Source organism: Janthinobacterium sp. SUN206, from assembly GCF_030587305.1.
GTDB classification, from domain to species: Bacteria; Pseudomonadota; Gammaproteobacteria; order Burkholderiales; family Burkholderiaceae_D; genus Janthinobacterium; species Janthinobacterium kumbetense.
The window spans coordinates 59,453-81,354 of sequence record NZ_JAPWIB010000007.1; the positions used below are offsets into that span (position 1 = coordinate 59,453).

27 protein-coding genes are annotated in these 21,902 nt (G+C 61.5%); 25 read left to right on the plus strand and 2 right to left on the minus strand.

Annotation, left to right across the window (positions count from 1 at the left end):
- The 25 genes from O3300_RS27465 to tatC all read left to right on the plus strand — a co-directional run bounded on the left by O3300_RS27465 (window position 1) and on the right by tatC (window position 19,233).
- On the plus strand, window positions 1-1,464 hold the full coding sequence (locus O3300_RS27465; RefSeq protein WP_070257787.1) for a glutamate synthase subunit beta: 1,464 nt from the start codon (window positions 1-3) through the stop codon (window positions 1,462-1,464).
- Window positions 1,465-1,726: 262 nt separating this feature from the next.
- Window positions 1,727-2,536, plus strand: a complete 810-nt coding sequence (locus O3300_RS27470; protein WP_034753922.1) for an ABC transporter ATP-binding protein — start codon at window positions 1,727-1,729, stop codon at window positions 2,534-2,536.
- On the plus strand, window positions 2,533-3,315 hold the full coding sequence (gene mlaE / locus O3300_RS27475; protein WP_034780952.1) for a lipid asymmetry maintenance ABC transporter permease subunit MlaE: 783 nt from the start codon (window positions 2,533-2,535) through the stop codon (window positions 3,313-3,315). Before O3300_RS27470 ends, mlaE begins: the two co-directional genes overlap by 4 nt.
- A gap of 80 nt (window positions 3,316-3,395) precedes the next feature.
- Window positions 3,396-3,866: an outer membrane lipid asymmetry maintenance protein MlaD gene (gene mlaD, locus O3300_RS27480; protein WP_070346035.1), complete on the plus strand. Its 471-nt coding sequence runs from the start codon at window positions 3,396-3,398 to the stop codon at window positions 3,864-3,866.
- A complete protein-coding gene (locus tag O3300_RS27485; RefSeq protein ID WP_099666075.1) occupies window positions 3,863-4,747 on the plus strand; it encodes a VacJ family lipoprotein in 885 nt (294 codons plus the stop codon). Before mlaD ends, O3300_RS27485 begins: the two co-directional genes overlap by 4 nt.
- Window positions 4,748-4,819: 72 nt before the next feature.
- On the plus strand, window positions 4,820-5,455 hold the full coding sequence (locus O3300_RS27490; protein WP_099666076.1) for a phospholipid-binding protein MlaC: 636 nt from the start codon (window positions 4,820-4,822) through the stop codon (window positions 5,453-5,455).
- A gap of 52 nt (window positions 5,456-5,507) precedes the next feature.
- Entirely contained in the window at window positions 5,508-5,855 is a 348-nt protein-coding gene (locus tag O3300_RS27495; RefSeq protein ID WP_305054671.1) for a lipid asymmetry maintenance protein MlaB, read from the plus strand.
- Window positions 5,856-6,065: 210 nt separating this feature from the next.
- Window positions 6,066-6,983 (plus strand): ABC transporter ATP-binding protein, encoded by a 918-nt coding sequence (locus O3300_RS27500; RefSeq protein WP_077398228.1) that lies wholly within the window; start codon window positions 6,066-6,068, stop codon window positions 6,981-6,983.
- The gene (locus tag O3300_RS27505; RefSeq protein WP_099666077.1) at window positions 6,980-7,741 is read left to right on the plus strand and encodes an ABC transporter permease; all 762 of its coding nucleotides are present in this window, start codon (window positions 6,980-6,982) and stop codon (window positions 7,739-7,741) included. The genes O3300_RS27500 and O3300_RS27505 overlap by 4 nt, the downstream gene beginning before the upstream one ends.
- A gap of 70 nt (window positions 7,742-7,811) precedes the next feature.
- Window positions 7,812-8,048, plus strand: a complete 237-nt coding sequence (locus O3300_RS27510) for a BolA family protein (protein WP_034753824.1) — start codon at window positions 7,812-7,814, stop codon at window positions 8,046-8,048.
- 4 nt (window positions 8,049-8,052) lie between these two features.
- Window positions 8,053-9,303: a UDP-N-acetylglucosamine 1-carboxyvinyltransferase gene (gene murA, locus O3300_RS27515; protein ID WP_289919833.1), complete on the plus strand. Its 1,251-nt coding sequence runs from the start codon at window positions 8,053-8,055 to the stop codon at window positions 9,301-9,303.
- A 12-nt stretch (window positions 9,304-9,315) separates the two neighbouring features.
- Complete coding sequence (gene hisG / locus O3300_RS27520; RefSeq protein WP_077398226.1) at window positions 9,316-9,984, plus strand: ATP phosphoribosyltransferase; 669 nt, start codon at window positions 9,316-9,318, stop codon at window positions 9,982-9,984.
- Window positions 9,985-10,010: 26 nt separating this feature from the next.
- Window positions 10,011-11,336 carry a histidinol dehydrogenase gene (gene hisD, locus O3300_RS27525; RefSeq protein ID WP_077398225.1) on the plus strand — a complete coding sequence of 442 codons (1,326 nt, stop codon included), beginning with the start codon at window positions 10,011-10,013 and terminating at the stop codon, window positions 11,334-11,336.
- Window positions 11,333-12,298 (plus strand): site-specific DNA-methyltransferase, encoded by a 966-nt coding sequence (locus O3300_RS27530; RefSeq protein WP_369812328.1) that lies wholly within the window; start codon window positions 11,333-11,335, stop codon window positions 12,296-12,298. The genes hisD and O3300_RS27530 overlap by 4 nt, the downstream gene beginning before the upstream one ends.
- Before the next feature lie 33 nt (window positions 12,299-12,331).
- Window positions 12,332-13,426: a histidinol-phosphate transaminase gene (gene hisC, locus O3300_RS27535; RefSeq protein ID WP_305054672.1), complete on the plus strand. Its 1,095-nt coding sequence runs from the start codon at window positions 12,332-12,334 to the stop codon at window positions 13,424-13,426.
- Window positions 13,427-13,445: 19 nt separating this feature from the next.
- Entirely contained in the window at window positions 13,446-14,036 is a 591-nt protein-coding gene (gene hisB, locus O3300_RS27540; RefSeq protein WP_010402123.1) for an imidazoleglycerol-phosphate dehydratase HisB, read from the plus strand.
- 38 nt (window positions 14,037-14,074) lie between these two features.
- The gene (hisH, locus tag O3300_RS27545; RefSeq protein WP_099666081.1) at window positions 14,075-14,713 is read left to right on the plus strand and encodes an imidazole glycerol phosphate synthase subunit HisH; all 639 of its coding nucleotides are present in this window, start codon (window positions 14,075-14,077) and stop codon (window positions 14,711-14,713) included.
- 54 nt (window positions 14,714-14,767) lie between these two features.
- On the plus strand, window positions 14,768-15,541 hold the full coding sequence (hisA, locus tag O3300_RS27550) for a 1-(5-phosphoribosyl)-5-[(5-phosphoribosylamino)methylideneamino]imidazole-4-carboxamide isomerase (RefSeq protein WP_305054673.1): 774 nt from the start codon (window positions 14,768-14,770) through the stop codon (window positions 15,539-15,541).
- A 60-nt stretch (window positions 15,542-15,601) separates the two neighbouring features.
- A complete protein-coding gene (gene hisF / locus O3300_RS27555) occupies window positions 15,602-16,363 on the plus strand; it encodes an imidazole glycerol phosphate synthase subunit HisF (protein ID WP_305054674.1) in 762 nt (253 codons plus the stop codon).
- Window positions 16,364-16,389: 26 nt separating this feature from the next.
- The gene (gene hisI / locus O3300_RS27560) at window positions 16,390-16,827 is read left to right on the plus strand and encodes a phosphoribosyl-AMP cyclohydrolase (protein WP_034753847.1); all 438 of its coding nucleotides are present in this window, start codon (window positions 16,390-16,392) and stop codon (window positions 16,825-16,827) included.
- A complete protein-coding gene (locus O3300_RS27565; RefSeq protein ID WP_034753849.1) occupies window positions 16,824-17,195 on the plus strand; it encodes a phosphoribosyl-ATP diphosphatase in 372 nt (123 codons plus the stop codon). The genes hisI and O3300_RS27565 overlap by 4 nt, the downstream gene beginning before the upstream one ends.
- A gap of 15 nt (window positions 17,196-17,210) precedes the next feature.
- Complete coding sequence (locus tag O3300_RS27570; RefSeq protein ID WP_099666083.1) at window positions 17,211-17,582, plus strand: histidine triad nucleotide-binding protein; 372 nt, start codon at window positions 17,211-17,213, stop codon at window positions 17,580-17,582.
- An 80-nt stretch (window positions 17,583-17,662) separates the two neighbouring features.
- Complete coding sequence (gene tatA / locus O3300_RS27575; protein ID WP_034780931.1) at window positions 17,663-17,899, plus strand: Sec-independent protein translocase subunit TatA; 237 nt, start codon at window positions 17,663-17,665, stop codon at window positions 17,897-17,899.
- A gap of 48 nt (window positions 17,900-17,947) precedes the next feature.
- Window positions 17,948-18,481 carry a Sec-independent protein translocase protein TatB gene (gene tatB / locus O3300_RS27580; protein WP_099666084.1) on the plus strand — a complete coding sequence of 178 codons (534 nt, stop codon included), beginning with the start codon at window positions 17,948-17,950 and terminating at the stop codon, window positions 18,479-18,481.
- Window positions 18,478-19,233 (plus strand): twin-arginine translocase subunit TatC, encoded by a 756-nt coding sequence (tatC, locus tag O3300_RS27585; RefSeq protein ID WP_077398220.1) that lies wholly within the window; start codon window positions 18,478-18,480, stop codon window positions 19,231-19,233. Before tatB ends, tatC begins: the two co-directional genes overlap by 4 nt.
- Before the next feature lie 93 nt (window positions 19,234-19,326).
- Here the strand turns inward: tatC and O3300_RS27590 are convergent, their stop codons facing one another.
- A complete protein-coding gene (locus O3300_RS27590; RefSeq protein WP_305054675.1) occupies window positions 19,327-19,707 on the minus strand; it encodes a hypothetical protein in 381 nt (126 codons plus the stop codon).
- Window positions 19,708-19,878: 171 nt separating this feature from the next.
- The gene (locus O3300_RS27595; RefSeq protein WP_305054742.1) at window positions 19,879-21,738 is read right to left on the minus strand and encodes a DUF885 domain-containing protein; all 1,860 of its coding nucleotides are present in this window, start codon (window positions 21,736-21,738) and stop codon (window positions 19,879-19,881) included.
- Between the last annotated feature and the right edge of the window lie 164 nt (window positions 21,739-21,902).

Genomic DNA, 21,902 nt, shown 5'->3' on the forward strand with positions numbered 1-21,902 from the left:
GTGGGTAAAATTACCGGCTTCATGGAATTCAAGCGCCAGGACGAACACTATCTGGAGCCTGCCGCGCGTCTGAAGAACTACAAGGAATTCGTGCTGCACTTGTCGGACGCGCAAGCGACCGTACAAGGCGCGCGCTGCATGGATTGCGGCATTCCCTTCTGCACCACGGGTTGTCCCGTGAATAACATCATTCCCGACTGGAATGACCTGGTGTACCGCGGCGCCTACCGCGAAGCGCTCGACATCTTGCATTCGACCAACAACTTCCCGGAGTTTACGGGCCGCATCTGCCCGGCGCCATGCGAATCGGCCTGCACCCTGGGCATCCACGAAGATCCGGTCGGCATCAAGTCCATCGAACATAAAATCATCGACATGGGCTGGGAGCACGGCTGGGTCACGCCGCAGCCTGCCGGTTTTAGTACCGGCAAGAAAGTGGCCATCGTCGGTTCCGGCCCTGCCGGCCTGGCGGCGGCGCAGCAACTGGCGCGCGCCGGCCACGCCGTCACCGTGTTCGAGAAGAGCGACCGGGTCGGTGGTTTGTTGCGTTATGGCATCCCCGACTTCAAGATGGAAAAGTCGCACATCGACTTGCGCGTGAAACAGATGGAAGCCGAAGGCGTGGTGTTCCGCACCAGCGTACTGGTGGGCAAGGATTTCCCTGCCCATGTGAACAACTGGGCCAAGGAAACCATTTTCCCGGAAGACCTGGAAAAAGAATTCGACGCCGTCATCATGGCCGGCGGCGCCGAGCAGCCGCGCGACTTGCCCGTGCCGGGCCGCGAGCTGAAAGGCGTGCATTTCGCCATGGATTTCCTGCCGCTGCAAAACAAGGTCAACGCGGGCGACAAGCTCAAGGACCAGATCAAGGCCACGGGCAAGCACGTGGTGGTGATCGGCGGCGGCGACACGGGTTCCGACTGCGTCGGCACGTCGAACCGCCATGGCGCCGCCTCGGTGGCCCAGTTCGAACTGATGCCGCAGCCGCCGGAACAGGAAAACAAGCCGCTGGTCTGGCCGTACTGGCCGACCAAGCTGCGCACCTCGTCTTCGCACGAGGAAGGCTGCGAGCGCGACTGGGCCGTGGCCACCAAGCGTTTCGAAGGCAAGGGCGGCAAGGTGGAAAAGCTGATCGCCTGCAGAGTCGAATGGAAAGACGGCAAGATGAGCGAAGTGCCGAACTCGGAATTCGAGATGAAGGCGGACCTGGTCTTCCTGGCCATGGGTTTTGTTTCCCCAGTACAACAAGTTCTGGAAGCGTTCGGCGTCGACACGGATGCGCGCGGCAATGTCAAAGCGACAACAGACGGTGCCGGCTGCTACCAGACCTCGGTGGCCAAGGTGTTTGCCGCCGGCGACATGCGCCGTGGCCAGTCGCTGGTGGTGTGGGCCATCCGCGAAGGGCGCCAGTGCGCGCGCGCCGTCGATGAGTTCCTGATGGGGGCTTCCCTGCTGCCGCGCTAAAATTAACGAGCAATTGGTCGTTTTTTTGCCAGGGCCACGGCGCGGAATGCGGCGTGGCCCTTGTTATTTTTACTTGTCAAGTCAATAGCTGTGAACATCGCCGGACAGGGACGCGATGTGCGGGCCAAATTTCCACTACAATATCTGACTTTCGATTCATTAGTGTTGTATTCTTCCCCTTTACGGGGCTGTCCCGAGGGGTGTCTCAGCAGAGGTTGGCGTTTCTGCACTACAATACGCCATTAAAATAGTGAGTTTCGTCGTGCCAAATCTTGTTGAGATCCGTGATTTACACTTTGCCTATGGAGAACGTTCGATTTTATCGGGCCTTCAAATGGATTTCCCACGTGGAAAAGTTGTGGCCGTCATGGGTGGCTCCGGCAGTGGCAAGACGACCGTACTGCGCCTGATCGGCGGGCAGCTGCGTCCCAGTTCCGGTTCCGTGAATGTCGACGGCCAGATCGTGCATACGCTGGGAACCGACGAGCTATATCAACTGCGCCGCAAGATGGGCATGCTGTTCCAGCACGGTGCGTTGTTTACAGACTTGACGGCGTTCGAGAACGTGGCGTTCCCCCTGCGCGAACACACGGATTTGAATGAAGAGCTGATCCGCACCCTGGTGCTGATGAAGCTGCACGCCGTGGGACTGCGCAATGCGGCGCAATTGAAGCCGGCCGAGATCTCGGGCGGCATGGGCCGCCGCGTCGCGCTGGCGCGCGCCATCGCGCTCGACCCCGAACTGATCATGTACGACGAGCCGTTCGCCGGACTGGACCCGATTTCCATGGGCGTGACGGCGAATTTGATCCGCAATCTGAACGATGCGTTGGGTTCCACGTCTATCTTGGTATCGCACGATGTGAAGGAGTGTTTCGCCATCGCTGATTATGTCTATTTTCTGTCATCGGGCAAGATTGTGGCGCACGGCACGCCGGCCGAGATGGCCGTGTCGACGCATCCGTACGTCAAGCAGTTCGTCAATGCCGAGGCCGATGGCCCCGTACCGTTCCATTATCCGGGCAAGTCGCTGGCCGACGACCTGGGCTTGCAGGCGGGGGGCGGCCGATGATCGCGCGTTTCCTGGCGGCGATCGGAGCATGGTTGCGCAATTCGGTACAAGACCTCGGCTTTGCCGTGCGCTCGTTTTTCATCATCATCGCCTCGTCGGGCGGCCTGTGGCGCCGTCCGCGCTTGGTGATTGAGCAACTGTTTTTTATCGGTAACCGCTCGCTGGTGATTACCGCCGTCTCCGGCCTGTTTGTCGGCATGGTGCTGGGTTTGCAAGGCTATTACACCCTGACCACGTATGGCGCCGAGCAGTCGCTGGGCTTGCTGGTGGCGCTGTCGCTGACGCGCGAACTGGGCCCCGTCGTCACGGCGCTGCTGTTTGCCGGCCGCGCCGGCACCTCGCTGACGGCGGAAATCGGCCTGATGAAGGCGGGCGAGCAATTGTCGGCCATGGAAATGATGGCCGTGAACCCGATCCAGCGCGTGCTGGCGCCCCGTTTCTGGGCCGGCGTGATCGCCATGCCTATCCTGGGCGCCATCTTCACGGCCGTCGGCATCATCGGCAGCTACCTGGTCGGCGTGGTGCTGATCGGCGTTGATGAAGGCTCGTTCTGGTCGCAGATGCAGGGCGGCGTGGATGTCTGGAAAGAAGTGGGCAATGGCACCATCAAGAGCCTGGTGTTCGGTATTGCGGTGACCTTCATCGCGCTGTTCCAGGGGTACCAGGCACAGCCGACGCCGGAAGACGTGTCCGGCGCCACCACGCGCACGGTGGTCATTTCATCGTTGATGGTGTGGTGGCTCGATTTCATGATGACGGCGTTGATGTTTAGCAAGTAATTGCCAATCAGCGACAAAACAGCGGGCCTGGGCAAGATGTTGCGCAGGCGGCAGCAAGTAAAAATTATTTAGGATTGTTTATGCAACGTAAATCTTTGGATGTCTGGGTCGGCTTGTTCGTCTTGCTGGGTGTGGCGGCATTGATGTTTCTGGCGCTCAAGGCCGGCAATATGAGCTCGCTGTCTTTCAGCAAGACGTATACCATTAGTGCCAAGTTCGACAATATTGGCGGCCTCAAGCCGCAGGCGCCCGTCAAGGGTGCTGGCGTGGTGGTGGGGCGCGTGGCGGAGATCCGCTTTGACGACAAGACGTATCAGGCGCTGGTGAAACTCGACATCGAAGATGGCTACAAATTTCCGAAAGACAGCTCGGCCAAGATTTTGACGGCCGGTTTGCTGGGTGAGCAATATATCGGCCTGGAAGCAGGCGGCGATCTGGCGAACCTGGCGGAGGGCGACAAGATCGCCCGTACTCAATCGGCCACAGTGCTGGAAGACCTGATCAATCAGTTCATCTACAGCAAGGCAGCGGAAGGAAAGGACAGCAAATGAGCGAGTCGACCAAACAATCCCAAGGCAGCCTGGCGCGTATCGGCCTGGCCCTGGCCATCGCCGCCAGCGTGAGCGCTTGCGCCACCGGCACCAATCCGCGCGACCCGCTCGAGGGTTACAACCGCGCCATGTTCAAGTTCAACGACACCGTCGACCAGGTGGCCCTGAAACCGGTCGCCACGGCTTACAAGACCGTCACGCCATCGTTCGTGCAAACGGGCGTGGGCAATTTCTTCGGCAACTTGTCCGATGTGTGGAGCGCCGTAAACAACTTGCTGCAAGGCAAGGGTGAGGCGGGCTTGCAAGACGTCGTGCGCGTCAGCATGAACTCGACCTTCGGCATCTTCGGCCTGATCGACATCGCGTCGCAGGCGGGCATTCCGAAGCATAACGAAGACTTTGGCCAGACCCTGGGCTGGTATGGCGTCCAGCCTGGTCCGTACGTGATGCTGCCGCTGCTGGGCCCATCGACCGTGCGCGACACGGTGGCCCTGCCGCTCGATATCACGGGCGACCCATGGCGCTACAAGGAGCCTGTCTCGGTGCGCAATATCGGCACGGTGACGCGCGTGGTCGACAAGCGCGCCGCGCTGCTCGACGCGACCAACCTGATGGAAGCGGCCGCACTGGACCGTTATGAATTCATCCGCGACGGCTTCCTGCAGGCGCGCGAAAGCAAGGTGTTCGATGGCGATACGGACCGCCGCGACCGCAAAGTGCCAAAAAACGACACCAGCGATTACGAGCCGGCCTATGAGGCGCAACCGCAGCCTGTCCCAGCGGAAACACCGCCTGCGACGGCCGCGGCCGATGTGGCGCCGGCGGACCTCGTAACATCTGGTAGCAATACCGTGGCTTCCCAGGCTAGGCCTCAGGAGTAAACTGCGGTAAAGAAACACCACGGCTGCGATCGACGCCAGCCGGTGCATAGCAACACCATGAAAGGTAGAACCATGAAATTGATGAAACAACTGCTGGCGATGGCCACCATCGCCTTTGCCACCGCCGCCCAGGCCGCTCCCGCCGTGGAAGCGCCGGACGTCTTGGTCAAACGCATCAGCCAGGACGTGATCGAGACGGCCAAGAACGACAAGGCCATCCAGGCTGGCGATATCAAGCGCGTCACCGAATTGGTGGAAAGCAAGATCCTGCCGTACGTGGATTTCCAGCGCATGACGGCCCTGGCCGCCGGCCGCTTCTGGCGCGACGCCACGCCGGACCAGCAAAAGCAGCTGTCCAGCGAATTCCGCACCCTGCTGATCTACACGTATTCGGGCGCCTTGTCGCAGATCAAGAACGAAACCGTGGAATTCAAGCCGCTGCGCGCCGACCCGGCCGACACGGAAGTGGAAGTGCGCTCGCAGGTGAACGTGGCGCGCGGCGAACCCGTGCCCCTGAACTACCGCGTGGCGAAAACCCCGTCCGGCTGGAAGATCTATGACATCAACGTGCTGGGCGCGTGGCTGGTGGAAACGTACAAAAGCAGCTTCGCCAGCGAGATCAGCAAGGGCGGCATCGATGGCCTGATCAAGACCTTGCAGGCAAAAAACAAGGCCCTGGCCAGCCGTCCCGCTGCCAAAGCCAAATAATCGGCTATCATATAGCTCCTGACCCAGCTCCAGACCAGCGCAGCCCGACGCCATGCCCGACTCTCTCGACACCTTGCAGTCCCTGACTTCCCTGACCGTGCACAATGCCACTTCGGCATTGGAGCAGGGTCTGGACGCCATCCGCTCGGGTCAGACGAAGTTTGACTTGCGCAACGTCAAAGCCGTCGATTCGGCCGCCGTCTCCGTCATGCTGACGTGGCAGCGCGCCGCGCAGGATGCCGGCGGCGTGCTGGAGCTGAAAAACCTGCCGGACAACCTGAAAAACCTTACCAAGCTGTATGGCGTCTGCTCGCTCGTTTCGAGCACGTTGACGACCGACGACTGCGCCAGCACCGGCGGCCACGCCGAACGCAGCCCGTCCGACCTGCATCATCATTGATCCTGTCCCACTCCCCGCATCAGCAGTAGCTTTCAAGCCGGCAGGCCAGCAGCGCCGCCGGATTGATCTCCAAGTGTTCCACGAAGTTTCCAACTATAATTGACTGTTGCGCCACCCTCTGCGGAAGGGGCGCCCTGCACCGGCCAGCCGGCCAGCATTGCACCGGCAACTGGCGCATCACACCAGACGCATTACACTTGAAACAAGCACATGACCGCAATTCAAATAACGAATGTAGAAAAGAGCTATAAATCGCTCAAGGCGCTGGGCGGCGTGTCGCTGGCCATCGAAGAAGGCGAGTTTTTCGGCCTGCTCGGCCCGAACGGCGCCGGCAAGACCACCCTCATTTCCATCATCGCCGGCCTGATACGCCCCGACGCGGGCACCGTCAAGATCCATGGCCACGACGTGGTCACGGACTTCCGCAATGCGCGCCGCAACCTGGGCGTGGTGCCGCAGGAACTGGTATTCGACCCGTTTTTCACCGTGCGCGAAACCCTGCGCCTGCAGTCCGGCTATTTCGGCTTGCCGAACAACGACAAGTGGATCGACGAGGTCATGGAAAACCTCGACCTCACCGGCAAGGCCGACACGAACATGCGCGCCCTGTCCGGCGGCATGAAGCGCCGCGTGCTCGTGGCCCAGGCGCTGGTGCACAAGCCGCCCGTCATCGTGCTCGATGAGCCGACGGCCGGCGTCGACGTGGAACTGCGCCAGACGCTGTGGAAGTTCATCTCGCGCCTGAACCGCGAAGGCGGCCACACGGTCGTGCTGACCACGCACTACCTGGAAGAGGCGCAAGCCATGTGCCAGCGCGTGGCCATGCTGAAAACCGGCAAGGTGGTGGCGCTCGACACCATGTCGGCCCTGATCCGCCGCATCGCCGGCTCGCAGCTGCAGCTGCACCTCAAGAATGGCAGCCTGCCGGCCGACTTGCAGCACCTGGTGCTGCACCCGGAAGAACAACAGGCGCCGAACAAGTTCAGCCTGCGCGTCAACGAATACAGCGAAGTCGAAAAAATCCTCGCCCGCCTGCGCGAAGCCGGCGCCGAGATCGATGAAATGCAATTGCAACAAGCCGACCTGGAAGATATCTTCTTGCAGATCATGGATAAAGGTACCGTATGATTTCGACAGGATTTCGCACCCTCGTCTACAAAGAGACGCTGCGCTTCTGGAAAGTGGCGACGCAAACCGTGGCCGCGCCCGTGCTCACGTCGATGCTGTACCTGCTGGTGTTCGGCCATGTGCTCGACGGCCGCGTGGAGCCCACCCCCGGCGTCAGCTACACGGCCTTCCTGATTCCCGGCCTGGTGATGATGAGCGTGCTGCAAAACGCGTTCGCCAATTCCTCGTCCTCGCTGATCCAGTCCAAGATCACGGGCAACCTGGTGTTCGTGCTGCTCACGCCCCTGTCGCACTGGGAAATCTTCTCGGCGTATGTACTCGCTTCCGTCGCGCGCGGCCTGGCCGTGGGCTTTGGCGTGTTTGCCATCACGTGCTGGTTCGCCGACCTGTCGTTCGTCGCGCCGCTGTGGATCGTCGTCTTCGCCTTTTTGGGCGCCGCCATGCTGGGCACCATGGGTTTGATCGCCGGCATCTGGGCCGAGAAATTCGACCAGCTGGCCGCCTTCCAGAACTTCCTGATCATGCCGGCCACCTTCTTGTCGGGCGTGTTCTATTCGATCCACTCGCTGCCGCCGTTCTGGCAGACGGTATCGCATTTGAACCCCTTCTTTTACATGATCGACGGTTTCCGCTACGGCTTCTTCGGCGTGTCCGACGTCAGCCCGTGGCTCAGCGTGTCCATCGTCGCCGGCTTCCTCGTGATCCTGGCGCTGGCGTCGATCCGCCTGCTGAAGAGCGGCTATCGTTTGCGACATTGATTACGACACTCATTGCGCCGTTGATTGCGGCACATCACATCACTACATTATTCAATATCAAGGACTTATCGTGACCACCACTCCAGAACTGATCCACGGCTATCTGTCGGCCGGCCTCGAATGCACGCACCTCGAAGTGGAGGGCGATGGCCAGCACTTCCAGGCCGTGATCGTTTCGCCCGCGTTTGCCGGCAAGCGCCTGATCCAGCGCCACCAGATCGTCTACGCGGCGCTGGGCGACCGCATGCGCGAAGAAATCCACGCGCTGTCGATGAAAACCCTGACACCTGAAGAATTCCAAGGATAAGCACATGGACAAGCTCCTCATCAACGGCGGCAACCGCCTGAACGGCGACATCGCCATCTCCGGCGCGAAAAACGCCGCCCTGCCGATCCTGTGCGCCGGCCTGCTGACCGCGGGCGACCTGGACCTGACGAACGTGCCGCACCTGCACGACGTGACCACCATGTTGAAGCTGCTGGGCCAGACGGGCCTGAAAGTGCAGCAGGACGGCGACCGCGTTGTTCTCAACGGCAGCGCCATCGACACGCTGGAAGCGCCGTATGAACTGGTGAAAACCATGCGCGCCTCGATCCTCGTGCTGGGCCCCCTGCTGGCGCGCTTCGGCGAAGCCAAGGTGTCGCTGCCGGGCGGCTGCGCCATCGGTTCGCGCCCCGTCGACCAGCATATCAAGGGCCTCGAAGCGCTGGGCGCCGAGATCCGCATCGAAGCGGGCTACATCTACGCCAAGTGCGCCAAGCTGAAAGGCGCGCGCATCGTCACCGACATGATCACCGTCACCGGCACCGAGAACCTGCTGATGGCAGCGACCCTGGCCGAAGGCGAGACCATCCTGGAAAACGCCGCCTGCGAACCGGAAGTGACCGACCTGGCCCACCTGCTGGTGGCCATGGGCGCGAAGATCGACGGCATCGGCACCAGCCGCCTGGTGATCCAGGGCGTCGATGCCCTGCACGGCGCTTCGCACGCGGTGATCGCCGACCGTATCGAAACGGGCACCTTCCTGTGCGCCGTGGCGGCCACCGGCGGCGATATCACCCTGCGCAACGTGCGCACCGATATCCTCGACGCGGCGCTCGACAAGCTGCGCGCCATGGGCCTGACGATGACCTTCGGCGCCGACTGGATCCGCGCCGAGATGTCGGCCCGTCCGAACCCCGTCAGCTTCCGCACCACGGAATATCCGGGCTTCCCGACCGACATGCAGGCGCAGTTCATGGCCGTCAACACCATCGCCAATGGCGCCAGCCGCGTCACCGAGACGATTTTCGAGAACCGCTTCATGCACGTGCAGGAAATGAACCGCCTGGGCGCCGACATCACCATCGAGGGCAACACGGCCATCATCGCCGGCGTCAAGCAGCTGCGCGGCGCGCCCGTGATGGCGACCGACCTGCGCGCCTCGGCGTCGCTGGTGATCGCGGCCCTGGCTGCCGATGGCGAAACCCTGATCGACCGCATCTATCACCTCGACCGCGGCTACGACCGCATGGAAGTGAAATTGTCGGCCGTCGGCGCGAACATCGTACGCATTAAATAACAAGGAACGAGCATGAACGGATCGAACACGGGCGACAATTCGCAGCTGATACTGGCGCTCTCGAAAGGCCGCATTTTTGAGGACACCATGCCGCTGCTGGAAGCGGCCGGCATCAAGGTGCTGGAAAACCCGGAGACCTCGCGCAAGCTGATTTTGGCCACCAACGATCCGAACGTGCGCGTCATCATCGTGCGCGCCAGCGATGTGCCGACCTACGTGCAGTACGGCGCGGCCGATTTCGGCGTGGCGGGCAAGGATGTCTTGCTGGAACACGGCGGCGAAGGCCTGTACCAGCCGATCGACCTGAATATCGCCTCTTGCCGCATGTCGGTGGCGGTGCAGGCCGGTTTTGACTACGAAAAGGCCGTGCACCAGGGCGCGCGCCTGCGCGTGGCCACCAAGTTCGTGCACACGGCGCGCGAGCATTTCGCCGCCAAGGGCGTGCACGTCGACCTGATCAAGCTGTATGGCTCGATGGAGCTGGCGCCCCTGGTCGGCCTGTCGGACGCCATCGTCGACCTGGTCAGCACGGGCAGCACTTTGCGCGCGAACAACCTCGTCGAGGTCGAGCACATCATGGAAATTTCGTCGCGCCTGGTGGTCAACCAGGCTGCGCTCAAGCTCAAGCGCGAGCGCTTGCAGCCGATCATCGAGGCGTTTGAACGCGCTTCGCAAGCCTAGATACCTTCAGTAGCAGAAAGCCGATTATGCCGATACAGATACGCAAGCTCGATTCAAGCCAGGATGGTTTCCAACAATCGCTCGATACGCTGCTGGCGTTCGAGGCGGGCACCGATGCAGCGATTGAAACGTCGGTCGCAAAAATCCTGGCCGATGTGAAAACGCGCGGCGACGCCGCCGTACTGGAATACACCAACCGTTTCGACCGCATCCCGCATGGCGGCGCGGCGGAAATGGCGGCGTTTGATATTTCGCAAGCCGAATTGCAGGCAGCCTTGAACGGCTTGCCGTCGGCCCAGCGCGAGGCGCTGCAGATCGCCGCGCAGCGCATCCGCGCCTTCCACGAACGCCAGCGCGAGGAATTGCGCGGCTTTACCTACACCGAGCCCGATGGCACGGTGCTGGGCCAGAAGATCACGCCGCTGGACCGGGTCGGCATATACGTCCCGGGCGGCAAGGCCGCCTACCCGTCGTCCGTGCTGATGAACGCCATTCCCGCGCACGTGGCGGGCGTGGGCGAAATCATCATGGTCGTGCCGACGCCCGATGGCGTGAAGAACCAGATGGTGCTGGCCGCCGCCGCGATTGCCGGCGTGACGCGCGTGATCACCATCGGCGGCGCGCAAGCCGTCGGCGCGCTGGCCTACGGCACGCAGACGATTGCCGCCGTGGACAAGATCGTTGGTCCCGGCAACGCCTACGTGGCCGCCGCCAAGCGCCGCGTGTTCGGCATCGTCGGCATCGACATGATCGCCGGACCGTCGGAAATCCTCGTGCTGTGCGACGGCACGACGGACCCGGACTGGGTCGCGATGGACCTGTTTTCGCAGGCCGAGCACGACGAACTGGCGCAAGCGATCCTGCTGTGCCCCGACGCGGACTACATCGCGCAAGTCGAGGAGAGCATCGCCAAGCTGCTGCCGACGATGCCGCGCCAGGCCACCATCAGTACCTCGCTGGCCGACCGCGGCGCGCTGATCAAGGTGCGCAGCATGGCAGAAGCGTGCGAGATCGCCAATGCCATCGCCGCGGAACACCTGGAAATCTCGGCGGAAAACCCGCAGCAGTGGGCAGAGCAGATCCGCCACGCGGGCGCCATGTTCCTGGGCCGCTTTTCGTCCGAATCGCTGGGCGACTATTGCTGCGGCCCCAATCACGTGCTGCCGACCTCGCGCACGGCGCGCTTTTCGTCGCCGCTGGGCGTGTACGACTTCCAGAAGCGCTCGTCCATCATCCACGTCAGTGAAGCGGGCGCGCAAACCCTGGGCCGCGTCGCCGCCACCCTGGCGTATGGCGAAGGCTTGCAGGCGCACGCGCGCAGCGCCGAACTGCGTCTGAAGCCGCAGCCATGACGAATATGGCGGAGCAGCCGGACTGGGTCAACCGGGTCTATTGCGAAGATGCGCTGGCGGGGCTGGCGCGCATTCCCGATGGCTCGGTGGACCTGATCCTGACGGATCCGCCGTACAACCTGGGCAAGGATTACGGCAATGCCTCGGACCAGCAGTCGGTGGCCGACTACCTGCGCTGGACGGAGCAGTGGATCGATGCGGCGCTGCCCAAGCTGAAAGCCAACGGCAGTCTGTATATCTTCCTGACCTGGCGCTATTCGCCGGAGATCTTCGTCATGCTGAAACAGCGCATGGCGATGATGAATGAAATCATCTGGGACCGCCGCGTGCCGTCCATGGGCGGCAGCGTGCGCAGCTTTTCATCGGTGCACGACACCATCGGCTTCTTCGTCAAGCGCAAGGATTACTACTTCGACCTTGACGCGGTGCGCATCGCCTACGACGCGGCCACCAAGAAAGCCCGTTCGCGCTCGATCTTCATCGGCGCCAAATGGCTGGAAGTGGGCTACAACCCGAAAGACTTGTGGAGCGTGTCGCGCCTGCACAAGGAACACCCGGAACGGGCCGACCACCCGACGCAAAAGCCGCTCGAAATCATCGAGCGCATGCTCAAGGCTTCGTGCCCGCCCGGCGGCGTGGTGCTCGACCTGTTCATGGGCAGCGGCACCACGGCCCTGGCGGCGAAGCGCTGCGGGCGCGATTTCGTCGGCTTTGAGCTGAATCCCGATTACTGCGCCATCATCGAACAGCGATTGGCGGCGCTGGCGCAGGAGCTGGCCGAACCGGCCGTGCCGAAGGCGGAAAAGAAGGCGCCGGCCAAGCGCCGCGCCGCCGCCGCCGTGCCCAAGGCCGCCAAGGCGGCCAGTAAAAAACCGGCTGCCGTGAAAAAACCGCCCGCCGCGAAAAAAGCGCCGGCCCGCAAGGCGCGCAGCGCCGCCGTGCCGGAAGACGTCGTCATTTAGTCTCCATTTAATTCCATCAGGAGTGTTTGCAGCATGTCTTTCCTCGATCAGTTAATCAGCAACACCGTGCGGTCCGATGTGCGGGCCGTCAAAAGCTATCAGGTAGCCGATGCCAGCGGTTACATCAAACTCGATGCGATGGAAAATCCGTATCCGCTGCCGGCGCAGCTGCGCGAAGAGCTGGGCGCGCGCCTGGCCGGCGTGGCGCTGAACCGCTATCCGCCGTCGTACGCCAGCCTGCAGGCGGCCATCTGCGCCAAGCTGGGCGTGCCCGCCGGCTTCGACGTCATACTGGGCAACGGCTCCGATGAGCTCATTTCCATCCTGGCCATGGCGTGCGCCCACCAGGAGCCGGGCAAGCGCGCCGTGCTGCTGGCGCCCGTGCCGGCCTTCGTCATGTATGCGCGCTCGGCGCAGTTCGCCGGCATGGATTTCGTCGGCGTGCCCTTGAAGAGTGATTTCAGCCTGGACATGGACGCCATGCTGGCGGCCATCGAACAGCATCGCCCGGCGCTGGTATTCCTCGCCTATCCGAACAACCCGACGGGCAACCTGTTTGCCAGCGCCGACATCGAACGCATCCTGGCCGCCCTGGGCGACACGGGCATCGCCGTCGTCGACGAAGCGTACGAGCCGTTCGCGCAGCACAGCTTCATGGGCCGCCTGCCCGAGTTCGAGAACCTGGTGGTGATGCGCACCGTGTCGAAACTGGGCCTGGCCGGCATCCGCCTCGGCTACATGTCGGCCGCGCCGGCCCTGCTGGCGCAATTTGAAAAAGTGCGCCCGCCGTATAACGTGAATGTGCTGACGCAGACAGCGGCCGAATTCGCGCTCGACCACCTCGATGTGTTGAATGCCCAGGCGGATCTGCTCAACAGCGCGCGCGATACGCTGGCGCTGCGCCTGGCGGAGCTGCCGGGCGTGACCGTGTTTCCCTCGAAGGCAAATTTTCTTCTGATTCGTGTGGCTGATTCCGACGATGTTTGCGCAAAACTGCTTGCCCGCAGGGTTTTAATTAAAAATATGAGTAAAATGCATGCTGCGCTGGCCAATTGCCTGCGCATCAGCGTCAGCACCCCGGAAGAGAATTCCCTTTTTTACGATGCCTTCAAGGCATCCCTCGTTTAGCCTATCGCCAGAGCCTCCCATGAACCGCACCGCAGAAATCACGCGCAACACCAATGAGACGCAAGTTCGCGTCGCCCTCAACCTCGATGGCACGGGCCAGCAAAAGCTCAATACCGGCGTGCCCTTCCTCGACCATATGCTGGATCAGATCGCCCGCCACGGCTTGATCGACCTGGATATCGAAGCGACGGGCGACGTGCATATCGACAACCACCATACGGTGGAAGACGTGGGCATCACCCTGGGCATGGCCGTGGCCAAGGCTATCGGCGACAAGAAGGGCATCCGCCGCTACGGTCATGCGTACGTGCCGCTGGACGAGGCGCTGTCGCGCGTGGTGCTCGATTTTTCGGGCCGCCCGGGCATCGAATACCACATCCCGTTTACGCGCGCCATGATCGCCGGCTTCGACGTCGACCTGACGCTGGAATTTTTCCGCGGCTTCGTCAACCATGCGGGCGTGACATTGCATATCGACAACTTGCGCGGTACGAATGCCCACCATCAATGCGAAACCGTGTTCAAGGCCTTTGGCCGCGCGCTGCGCATGGCTGCCGAGCTCGACGAGCGCGCGGCCGGCATCATTCCATCGACCAAGGGCAGCCTGTAAGCGCCGCTCTCGCTATATTGTAGATTCCGGGATCAAACATGAATAAAATTGTGGTGGTGGATTACGGCATGGGCAATCTGCGCTCGGTGGCGCAGGCCCTGCGCGCCGTGGCGCCGGAAGCCGACGTGCGCATTTCCGGATTGGCGCAAGACATCGACAGCGCCGACCGCATCGTCTTGCCGGGCCAGGGCGCCATGCCCGACTGCATGCGCAGCCTGCGCGAATCGGGCGTGCTCGAGGCGCTGCTGCGCGCCGCGGACAGCAAGCCCGTGCTGGGCGTGTGCATCGGCGAGCAAATGTTGTTCGACGGCAGCGAAGAGGGCGATGCGGCCGGTTTGGGCTTGCTGCCAGGCAAAGTCGTGCGCTTCCAGCTCGACGGCCAGGTGCAGGAAGACGGCTCGCGCTTCAAGGTGCCGCAAATGGGCTGGAACCAAGTGCGGCAAACGGCGTCCCATGTCATGTGGGATGGTATCGCCGACAACGCCTATTTTTACTTTGTGCACAGCTATTTTGCTCAACCTCAAGAAGCGGCGCACACGGTGGGCGAGACTGTCTATGGCGCGCCGTTTGCTTGTGCCGTCGCCCGTGATAATATTTTCGCGACACAGTTTCACCCTGAAAAAAGCGCTGCCGCTGGTTTGCAGCTGTACAAGAACTTCGTTCACTGGCAACCTTAACGTTAGCTATCCGGCTTTTTTTCCGCCTCTCACTCACTCTAAATCACACTGACCATGCTGCTCATTCCCGCCATCGACCTGAAAGACGGTCACTGCGTACGCCTGAAACAAGGCGATATGGAACTTGCCACCGTATTTTCCGAAGACCCGGCCGAGATGGCCCGCCATTGGCTGATGCAAGGCGCGCGCCGGCTGCACCTGGTCGACCTGAACGGCGCCTTTGCCGGCAAGCCGAAGAACGAAGGCGCCGTGAAGGCCATCCTGAAGGCCGTGCAAGATTTCGCCGTGGAAAATGACATCGAGGAAATCCCCGTGCAGCTGGGCGGCGGCATCCGCGACCTCGACACCATCGAGCGCTACCTCGACGCCGGCATCACCTACATCATCATCGGCACGGCGGCCGTGAAGAGCCCCGGCTTCCTGCACGACGCCTGCGGCGCCTTCCCGGGCCACATCATCGTCGGCCTCGATGCCAAAGATGGCAAAGTGGCAACGGATGGCTGGAGCAAGATGTCGGGCCACGAAGTGATCGACCTGGCGAAAAAATTCGAAGCCTACGGCGTTGAATCGATCATCTACACGGACATCGGCCGCGACGGCATGATGGGCGGCATCAATATCGAGGCCACCGTCAATCTGGCGCAAGCCGTCAAGATCCCCGTCATCGCTTCGGGCGGCCTGCACAATATCGGCGACGTGGAAGCGCTGTGCGCGGTCCAGGCCGAAGGCATCGAAGGCGTGATCTGCGGCCGTTCCATCTATGAAGGCACGATCGACCTGGCGCAGGCGCAGGAACGCGCCGACGAACTGACCGACGCCGCCGTTTAAGCCAGCCCGGCCGGGGTGTGCGCGTGCACGCCCTGGCCTGGCGACAATCTGGATACCATCATGCTTGCAAAACGTATCATCCCCTGCCTGGACGTGACCAATGGCCGCGTTGTCAAAGGCGTCAATTTCACGGAATTGCGCGACGCCGGCGACCCGGTGGAAATTGCCCGCCGTTATGACGAGCAGGGCGCCGATGAAATCACCTTCCTCGACATTACCGCCTCGAGCGACAACCGCGGCCTGATCTTCGACATCATCGAAGCCGTGGCGTCGCAAGTGTTCATTCCGCTGACCGTGGGCGGCGGCGTGCGCGTGGTGGAAGACGTACGCCGGCTGCTCAACGCGGGCGCCGACAAGGTCAGCATCAACACCTCGGCCGTGACGAATCCCCAACTCGTGTACGAGGCGTCGCAAAAGCATGGCTCGCAGTGCATCGTCGTCGCCATCGACGCCAAGCAAGTGTTGCCCGGTAAGTGGGAAGTGTTTACCCATGGCGGACGCACTGCCACGGGCCTGGACGCCTTTGACTGGGCGCGTAAAATGGAAAGCCTGGGCGCCGGCGAAATCTTGCTCACCAGCATGGACCGCGACGGCACCAAGGTGGGCTTCGACCTGGGCCTGACGCGCGGCGTGTCCGACGCCGTCAGCATCCCCGTCATCGCTTCGGGAGGCGTGGGCGGCTTGCAAGACCTGGTCGATGGCATCAAGGTGGGCCGCGCGGACGCCGTGTTGGCCGCCAGCATCTTCCACTATGGCCAGCACACGGTGCAGGAAGCCAAGCAGTTCATGGCGCAGCAGGGCATTCCCATGCGCCTGGCGTAAATAAAATAGTACCCGGGATACAGAACATGCAAAACGGAACCATCGTAGCAAGCAATGCCAAGTGGCTGAAAAAGGTCAAATGGGACGAGCACGGCCTGGTGCCCGTGATCGCGCAGGAAGCGGGCAGCAACGACGTGCTGATGTTCGCCTGGATGAACCGCGACGCGCTGGCGCGCACGGTGGAACTGGGCGAAGCCGTGTACTGGAGCCGTTCGCGCAAGAAACTGTGGCACAAGGGCGAAGAGTCCGGCCACACGCAAAAGGTGCTGGAAATCCGCCTCGATTGCGACGAAGACGTGGTCTTGCTGAAAATCGAACAAGCCGGCGGCATCGCCTGCCATACGGGCCGCCATTCGTGCTTCTTCCAGAAATTCGAAGGCGACGAAAAAACGGGCGAATGGCAAGTCACCGACCCCGTCCTGAAAGACCCCGAGACGATTTACGCGGAAAGCAAGAGCAAATGAGTGAAACGTTAAAACGCCTGGCCGCCGTGATCGAATCGCGCAAGCTGGCCAACGGCGGCGACCCCGCCACCTCCTATGTCGCGCGCCTGTTTGCCAAGGGCGATGACGCCATCCTGAAAAAAATCGGCGAAGAAGCGACGGAAACGGTGATGGCCGCCAAGGATGCGCGTCGCGACAACGACCCGTCGAAGGTCTTGTACGAATGCGCCGACCTGTGGTTTCACAGCTTGGTGATGCTGGCGCAGTTCGACCTGACGCCGCAGCAGGTGCTCGACGAGCTGGCGCGCCGCGAAGGCTTGTCCGGCCTGGAAGAAAAGGCGGCACGCAAGGATGAGCTGCGCGACGCCGGCGAAACAGACAAACATTGATCTATTGGAGCGTGCGTGGATAACTGTATTTTTTGCAAGATTGCTGCAAAACAAATTCCCTCGACCATCGTGTATGAAGACGAGGACTTGCTGGCCTTCAAGGACATCAACCCGGCCGCCCCCGTGCATTTGCTGTTGATCCCGAAGCGCCACGTGGCCAGCCTGTCCGACTGCGATGACAGCCATACGGAGATGCTGGGCAAGCTGCTGCGTCTGGCGCCGAAGCTTGCTGCCGAGTTCGGCTGCGCCGTCACGTATGACGCCGATGGTGCGCCTGCCGGGGGCTTCAAGACCATGATCAACAGCGGCCCGAACGGCGGGCAAGAGGTGTATCACCTGCACATGCATGTGTACGGCGGTCCCCGCCCCTGGCGCGGTCAACACTGATTTCGCTGCGCGCCGGGTTCGCGTGTATACTACCGGCATTGGTCGACGCTATTCGGGCACCGTCCCGCAAGGAGAATGTGATGGGTTCATTGAGTATTTGGCACTGGGTGATCGTTCTGGTCATTGTGATGCTGGTCTTCGGCACCAAGAAACTGGGCAATATCGGCGGTGATATCGGCAAGGCCGTCAAAGGCTTCAAGGATGGCGTCAAGGGCGAAGATGACGCCCCGGCAGCCAATACCCCTCCTGCTGCGCCATCGCAAGTGGCCGACAAAAGCACCATCGACGTCGAAACGAAAGAGAAAAGCAAGTTCTGATAGCGTGGCGGGGCGCTTGCCTCGTCCGGTAACAGCCCTTGTCCGCTTATGATCGATCTCGGTCTCTCTAAAATCGCCATCATCGGCGTGGTTGCGTTGATAGTCATCGGCCCTGAAAAGTTGCCGAGAGTGGCGCGCATGGCCGGTACCCTGTATGGCCGCGCGCAACGCTATCTGAACCAGGTGAAATCCGAAGTCTCGCGCGAAATTGAAATGGAAGAGCTGAAAAACCTGCAGAAGGAAGTGCAGGATGCGGCCCATTCCGTCAAGCAAAGCGTGGAGAAATCCATGCATGGCGTGGAAAACTCGATCTCCGGCAACCTGGCCGAGGTGGAAAGCGCCTGGCGCGGCGATGCCAGTGCGTATGAGGGGCAGCACGACGCCCATGAAGCCATGCTGCGCGCCACCAACGATGACCTGGCCCGCAAGGCGCGCGAATTCCGCCGCAAGAAGCTGGTGCGCAATTCCGCCATCCCCGGCTGGTACAAGCAGCGCCATGGCGGCAAGCTGCACGTGCAGTCGGCGGCCGCCCGCGTGGCGCGCTTTCGTCCGCGCGCCAGCTCCTCCTCCTTTTACTCATGAGTAGCAAATCTCCGGTGGAAGAAACCTTTATCTCGCATCTGGTCGAGCTGCGCAACCGCCTGGTCAAGGCCTCGATCGGTATCGCCGTCGTCTGCGCCGTGCTGTTTTACTGGCCCGGGCCTTCGCATATCTACGATTTTATTGCGGCACCGATGATCGCCTCGCTGCCGGCCGGCTCGAAAATGATCGCCACCGGCGTCATTTCACCGTTCCTGGTGCCGATGAAAGTGACGCTGGTGATCGCCTTCATCGTCGCCTTGCCCTGGGTGCTGTACCAGATGTGGGCGTTTATCGCCCCCGGCCTGTACACGCATGAAAAGCGCCTGATCGCGCCGCTGGTCATTTCGTCGTCCCTGCTGTTCATGGCCGGCGTGGCCTTCTGCTATTTCTTTGTGTTTGGCCGCGTGTTCCACTTCATCAGCGATTTTTCGCCCTCGTCGATCGCCGTCACGCCCGATATCGAAAACTACCTCGATTTCGTCATGTCGATGTGCCTGGCCTTTGGCGCCACCTTCGAAGTGCCCGTGGTGGTGGTGATCCTCGTGCGCATGGGCTTGGTTACTATCGCGAAACTCAAGGAAGTGCGTCCCTACATCATCGTCGGCGCCTTCGTGATCGCCGCCATCGTCACGCCGCCGGACGTGGTCAGCCAGTTCTCGCTGGCCATCCCGATGTGCCTGCTGTTCGAGCTGGGCCTGCTGGTGGCGCCCATCTTCGTCAGGGCTACCCAGGCGCCGGAAGAGGCGTCCTAGACGCAAGCTGACACGTGCAAGATACGCAGGCAAAAGCCGCTGACCTCCTTCCGGAGCAGCGGCTTTTTCATGGTTGCGCAAGTGAGTGCGTGCTTACTGCAGCATCAGCTTGCTGAGGATGCCCAGGTTGAGCAAGATCAGGGTGCTCATCATCCAGTACACGTGTTTCATGTCGGCGCCATGGCGCAAGTCCATGCGTTCCAGGCGGGCGTCGAATTTTTGCTCCAGTGCATCTATTCTGGTATCGAATTTCAGTTCCAGCGCATCCACTCTGGTATCGACCTTTTGCGCCACCAGCTTGATTTCCCCCAGCAGATTGCGCTCCATCGCCGCCAGCTCGCCATGCACGACCACGGCCGAACCCAGTACTTCACCCAGCGCCGTCGCATGCGCTTCCGCCTGTTGCGTGGGCACGCCGGCCGAGGTGAGGCGTTTGGCGTAATCGAGGGTGTCGAACTGGATGGGCATATGCATGGACGCTCCTGTATCCAGCCTAGCAGGAAAATCGGCAATTGCCAGTGAGGAGTGCGATGGCGCCTGCCTTCCCATCAGCTTAATGGACAGGCGCTCCAGTGGTTTGCGGCGGCGCAAGCGCATGCAAAAAGGGTGCCGCGGCGCCCTTTGCAAGCTGACGGCGAGCGCCAGTTAATTCATCAATTCCTTGATGACTTTCACGGGTGCGCTGCCGTAGCTGAGGAATTGCTCATGGAAATCCTTCAGCACGAATTTGTTGCCCAGCGCTTGCTTGCGCTGTTCGCGCAAGTCCATGATTTCGCTGTAGCCGCTGAAATAGCTGGTCAGTTGCACCGAGCTCAGCTGCACGCGGCGCCATTTTTCCTTGGCTTCACGCTGGGTCTGGAAGGCCTGGCGCGTCAGCAGGTCGAGCGCCTGCGCTTCCGTCATGCCCAGCACGTGGACGCTGTAGTCGAGAATGGTATTGGTGACGCTGCGCAAGTTCCACTTCGAATACATCAACCACATTTCCGGCGCGTTATTGCCATAGCCGGACTCGAGCATCATGCGTTCGCCATACACGGCCCAGCCTTCGATCATGGCGCCATTGCCGAAGATGGACTTGACCAGCGACGGCGACTTGTTGGCGTACACGAGCTGCGTGTAGTGGCCGGGGATGGCTTCGTGGATATTCAGGATCTGCAAGATCCAGTGGTTGTATTCGCGCAAGCTGCTTTCCGCCTGTTCCGGCGTTTCGCCGTCGAGCGGCGTCACGTTGTAATAGGTGCGGTCTTGCGGGCGATACGGGCCGGGCGCTTCGATGCTGGCGCCGGCCACGCCGCGCTGGTAGGCGGGCGTTTCGCGCACGACCAGGGGCTTTTTCGGGTCCATCGTCAGCAGGTTGTGGCTGGTCACCCATTCCTGCAGTTCGGGAATCTGGCGGCGGATTTCCGGCACGAAATCGGCAGGCGCCACGTGGTTGCTGGACAGCTTGTCGATCACCATGCCGATCTTTGCCGTGCGGTCCGCCGGCTTGGCCGTGGCGCCCATGGTTTTCACCCACAGCTCGTCGGACAGGCTATCCATGTGCTCGAGCAGCTTTTCGCGCGCGGCCAGGGCTTTCTGGTACATCTGCTCGGCGCTCACGCTGGCCTGGATATCGTAGGCGAATTTCTGCTCATACAACTCCTTGCCGATGCGGAAGGAGCGCGCGTTGCCGTTCTGCGCCAGCGCGGCATCCTGTTCCGTCAGCCACGCGGCGTAGCCTTGCACGGCCGTGCGGGCCGCGGCGATGCGGACGGTGTACAGCTGTTTTTCCACCGGCGTCAGGATGGAGCCCTGTGCCGTCTTGTTCAGGTCGTCAAGCACGCTGAGCACGCCGGCGCTCTGGGCGATGGCCAGCTGCGTGTGTTCGCGCGTGGGGTGATTGATACTGGCGCGCGCGGCCGCATAGTATTGCGGCACGGTGGCGATGCGCTTGAGCAAGGTGCGCAGGCGCTGCGGCTGGGCCGCGTATTCCGTGTTCAGGATGAAGTCGATGGAACCGGCCACGTTGTATTGGGCGGGATTCCATTCGAATTCGCGGAAGGTGGTCAGATACCAGCGGTCCGATTGCAGTTTATTCGTCAGCAAGGCCAGGTCGGTACGTTGCTTGTCCGACATTTTGCTCGCATTCAGCTTGCCGAATTTACCCAGCCATTCTTCGATGAAGGCCAGTTGCTTCTGGCGGCTGGCCGCGTCGGGAATGCTCAGGTTGGCGGCGCCATCGTATTTGCCGACCGAAATCGCGCTTTCCGGGTCCAGGCGCCACAGGGCCGTGAGGAACTGGCCGCTGAGGTTATTCATGGAGCGGTCGCTGCTGTTCTCGCTGGCGACGGCCGCTACCGTGGCTGCCGTGGCGGCGCTGACGACGGCCGCTTTCTTGCCGACGGTTTTCTTCTTGCTGCTGCTGGTGCTGGCCTTGCCTTGCTTCTGCGGCTTCTTGGCGGCGCTGGCCGGTGTCAGGGTAAAGGCCATCATCAATGCGGCGAGCGCAACTTTATTTTTTATCAGCATAGTTTATCTCTTGAATATTTTGCTGTTTGTCCTGATCAGAAAATAATAAACTGATAATATAAGTAACAAACAACTATTGAAAGGTTGGCCTTGCTTGCCTGGGCGGCCCAAAGATTAGCATTAATTGCCGCCGCTGCGCAGTTTTTTGCGCCGGGAGCGCG

Coding starts and splice junctions, on each gene's coding strand:
- mlaE (WP_034780952.1), top strand. CDS start 2,533: ATGATCGCGCGTTTCCTGGCGGCGATCGGAGCATGGTTGCGCAATTCG.
- mlaD (WP_070346035.1), top strand. CDS start 3,396: ATGCAACGTAAATCTTTGGATGTCTGGGTCGGCTTGTTCGTCTTGCTG.
- O3300_RS27485 (WP_099666075.1), top strand. CDS start 3,863: ATGAGCGAGTCGACCAAACAATCCCAAGGCAGCCTGGCGCGTATCGGC.
- O3300_RS27490 (WP_099666076.1), top strand. CDS start 4,820: ATGAAATTGATGAAACAACTGCTGGCGATGGCCACCATCGCCTTTGCC.
- O3300_RS27495 (WP_305054671.1), top strand. CDS start 5,508: ATGCCCGACTCTCTCGACACCTTGCAGTCCCTGACTTCCCTGACCGTG.
- O3300_RS27500 (WP_077398228.1), top strand. CDS start 6,066: ATGACCGCAATTCAAATAACGAATGTAGAAAAGAGCTATAAATCGCTC.
- O3300_RS27505 (WP_099666077.1), top strand. CDS start 6,980: ATGATTTCGACAGGATTTCGCACCCTCGTCTACAAAGAGACGCTGCGC.
- murA (WP_289919833.1), top strand. CDS start 8,053: ATGGACAAGCTCCTCATCAACGGCGGCAACCGCCTGAACGGCGACATC.
- hisG (WP_077398226.1), top strand. CDS start 9,316: ATGAACGGATCGAACACGGGCGACAATTCGCAGCTGATACTGGCGCTC.
- hisD (WP_077398225.1), top strand. CDS start 10,011: ATGCCGATACAGATACGCAAGCTCGATTCAAGCCAGGATGGTTTCCAA.
- O3300_RS27530 (WP_369812328.1), top strand. CDS start 11,333: ATGACGAATATGGCGGAGCAGCCGGACTGGGTCAACCGGGTCTATTGC.
- hisC (WP_305054672.1), top strand. CDS start 12,332: ATGTCTTTCCTCGATCAGTTAATCAGCAACACCGTGCGGTCCGATGTG.
- hisB (WP_010402123.1), top strand. CDS start 13,446: ATGAACCGCACCGCAGAAATCACGCGCAACACCAATGAGACGCAAGTT.
- hisH (WP_099666081.1), top strand. CDS start 14,075: ATGAATAAAATTGTGGTGGTGGATTACGGCATGGGCAATCTGCGCTCG.
- hisA (WP_305054673.1), top strand. CDS start 14,768: ATGCTGCTCATTCCCGCCATCGACCTGAAAGACGGTCACTGCGTACGC.
- hisF (WP_305054674.1), top strand. CDS start 15,602: ATGCTTGCAAAACGTATCATCCCCTGCCTGGACGTGACCAATGGCCGC.
- hisI (WP_034753847.1), top strand. CDS start 16,390: ATGCAAAACGGAACCATCGTAGCAAGCAATGCCAAGTGGCTGAAAAAG.
- O3300_RS27565 (WP_034753849.1), top strand. CDS start 16,824: ATGAGTGAAACGTTAAAACGCCTGGCCGCCGTGATCGAATCGCGCAAG.
- tatA (WP_034780931.1), top strand. CDS start 17,663: ATGGGTTCATTGAGTATTTGGCACTGGGTGATCGTTCTGGTCATTGTG.
- tatB (WP_099666084.1), top strand. CDS start 17,948: ATGATCGATCTCGGTCTCTCTAAAATCGCCATCATCGGCGTGGTTGCG.
- tatC (WP_077398220.1), top strand. CDS start 18,478: ATGAGTAGCAAATCTCCGGTGGAAGAAACCTTTATCTCGCATCTGGTC.
- O3300_RS27590 (WP_305054675.1), bottom strand. CDS start 19,707: ATGCATATGCCCATCCAGTTCGACACCCTCGATTACGCCAAACGCCTC.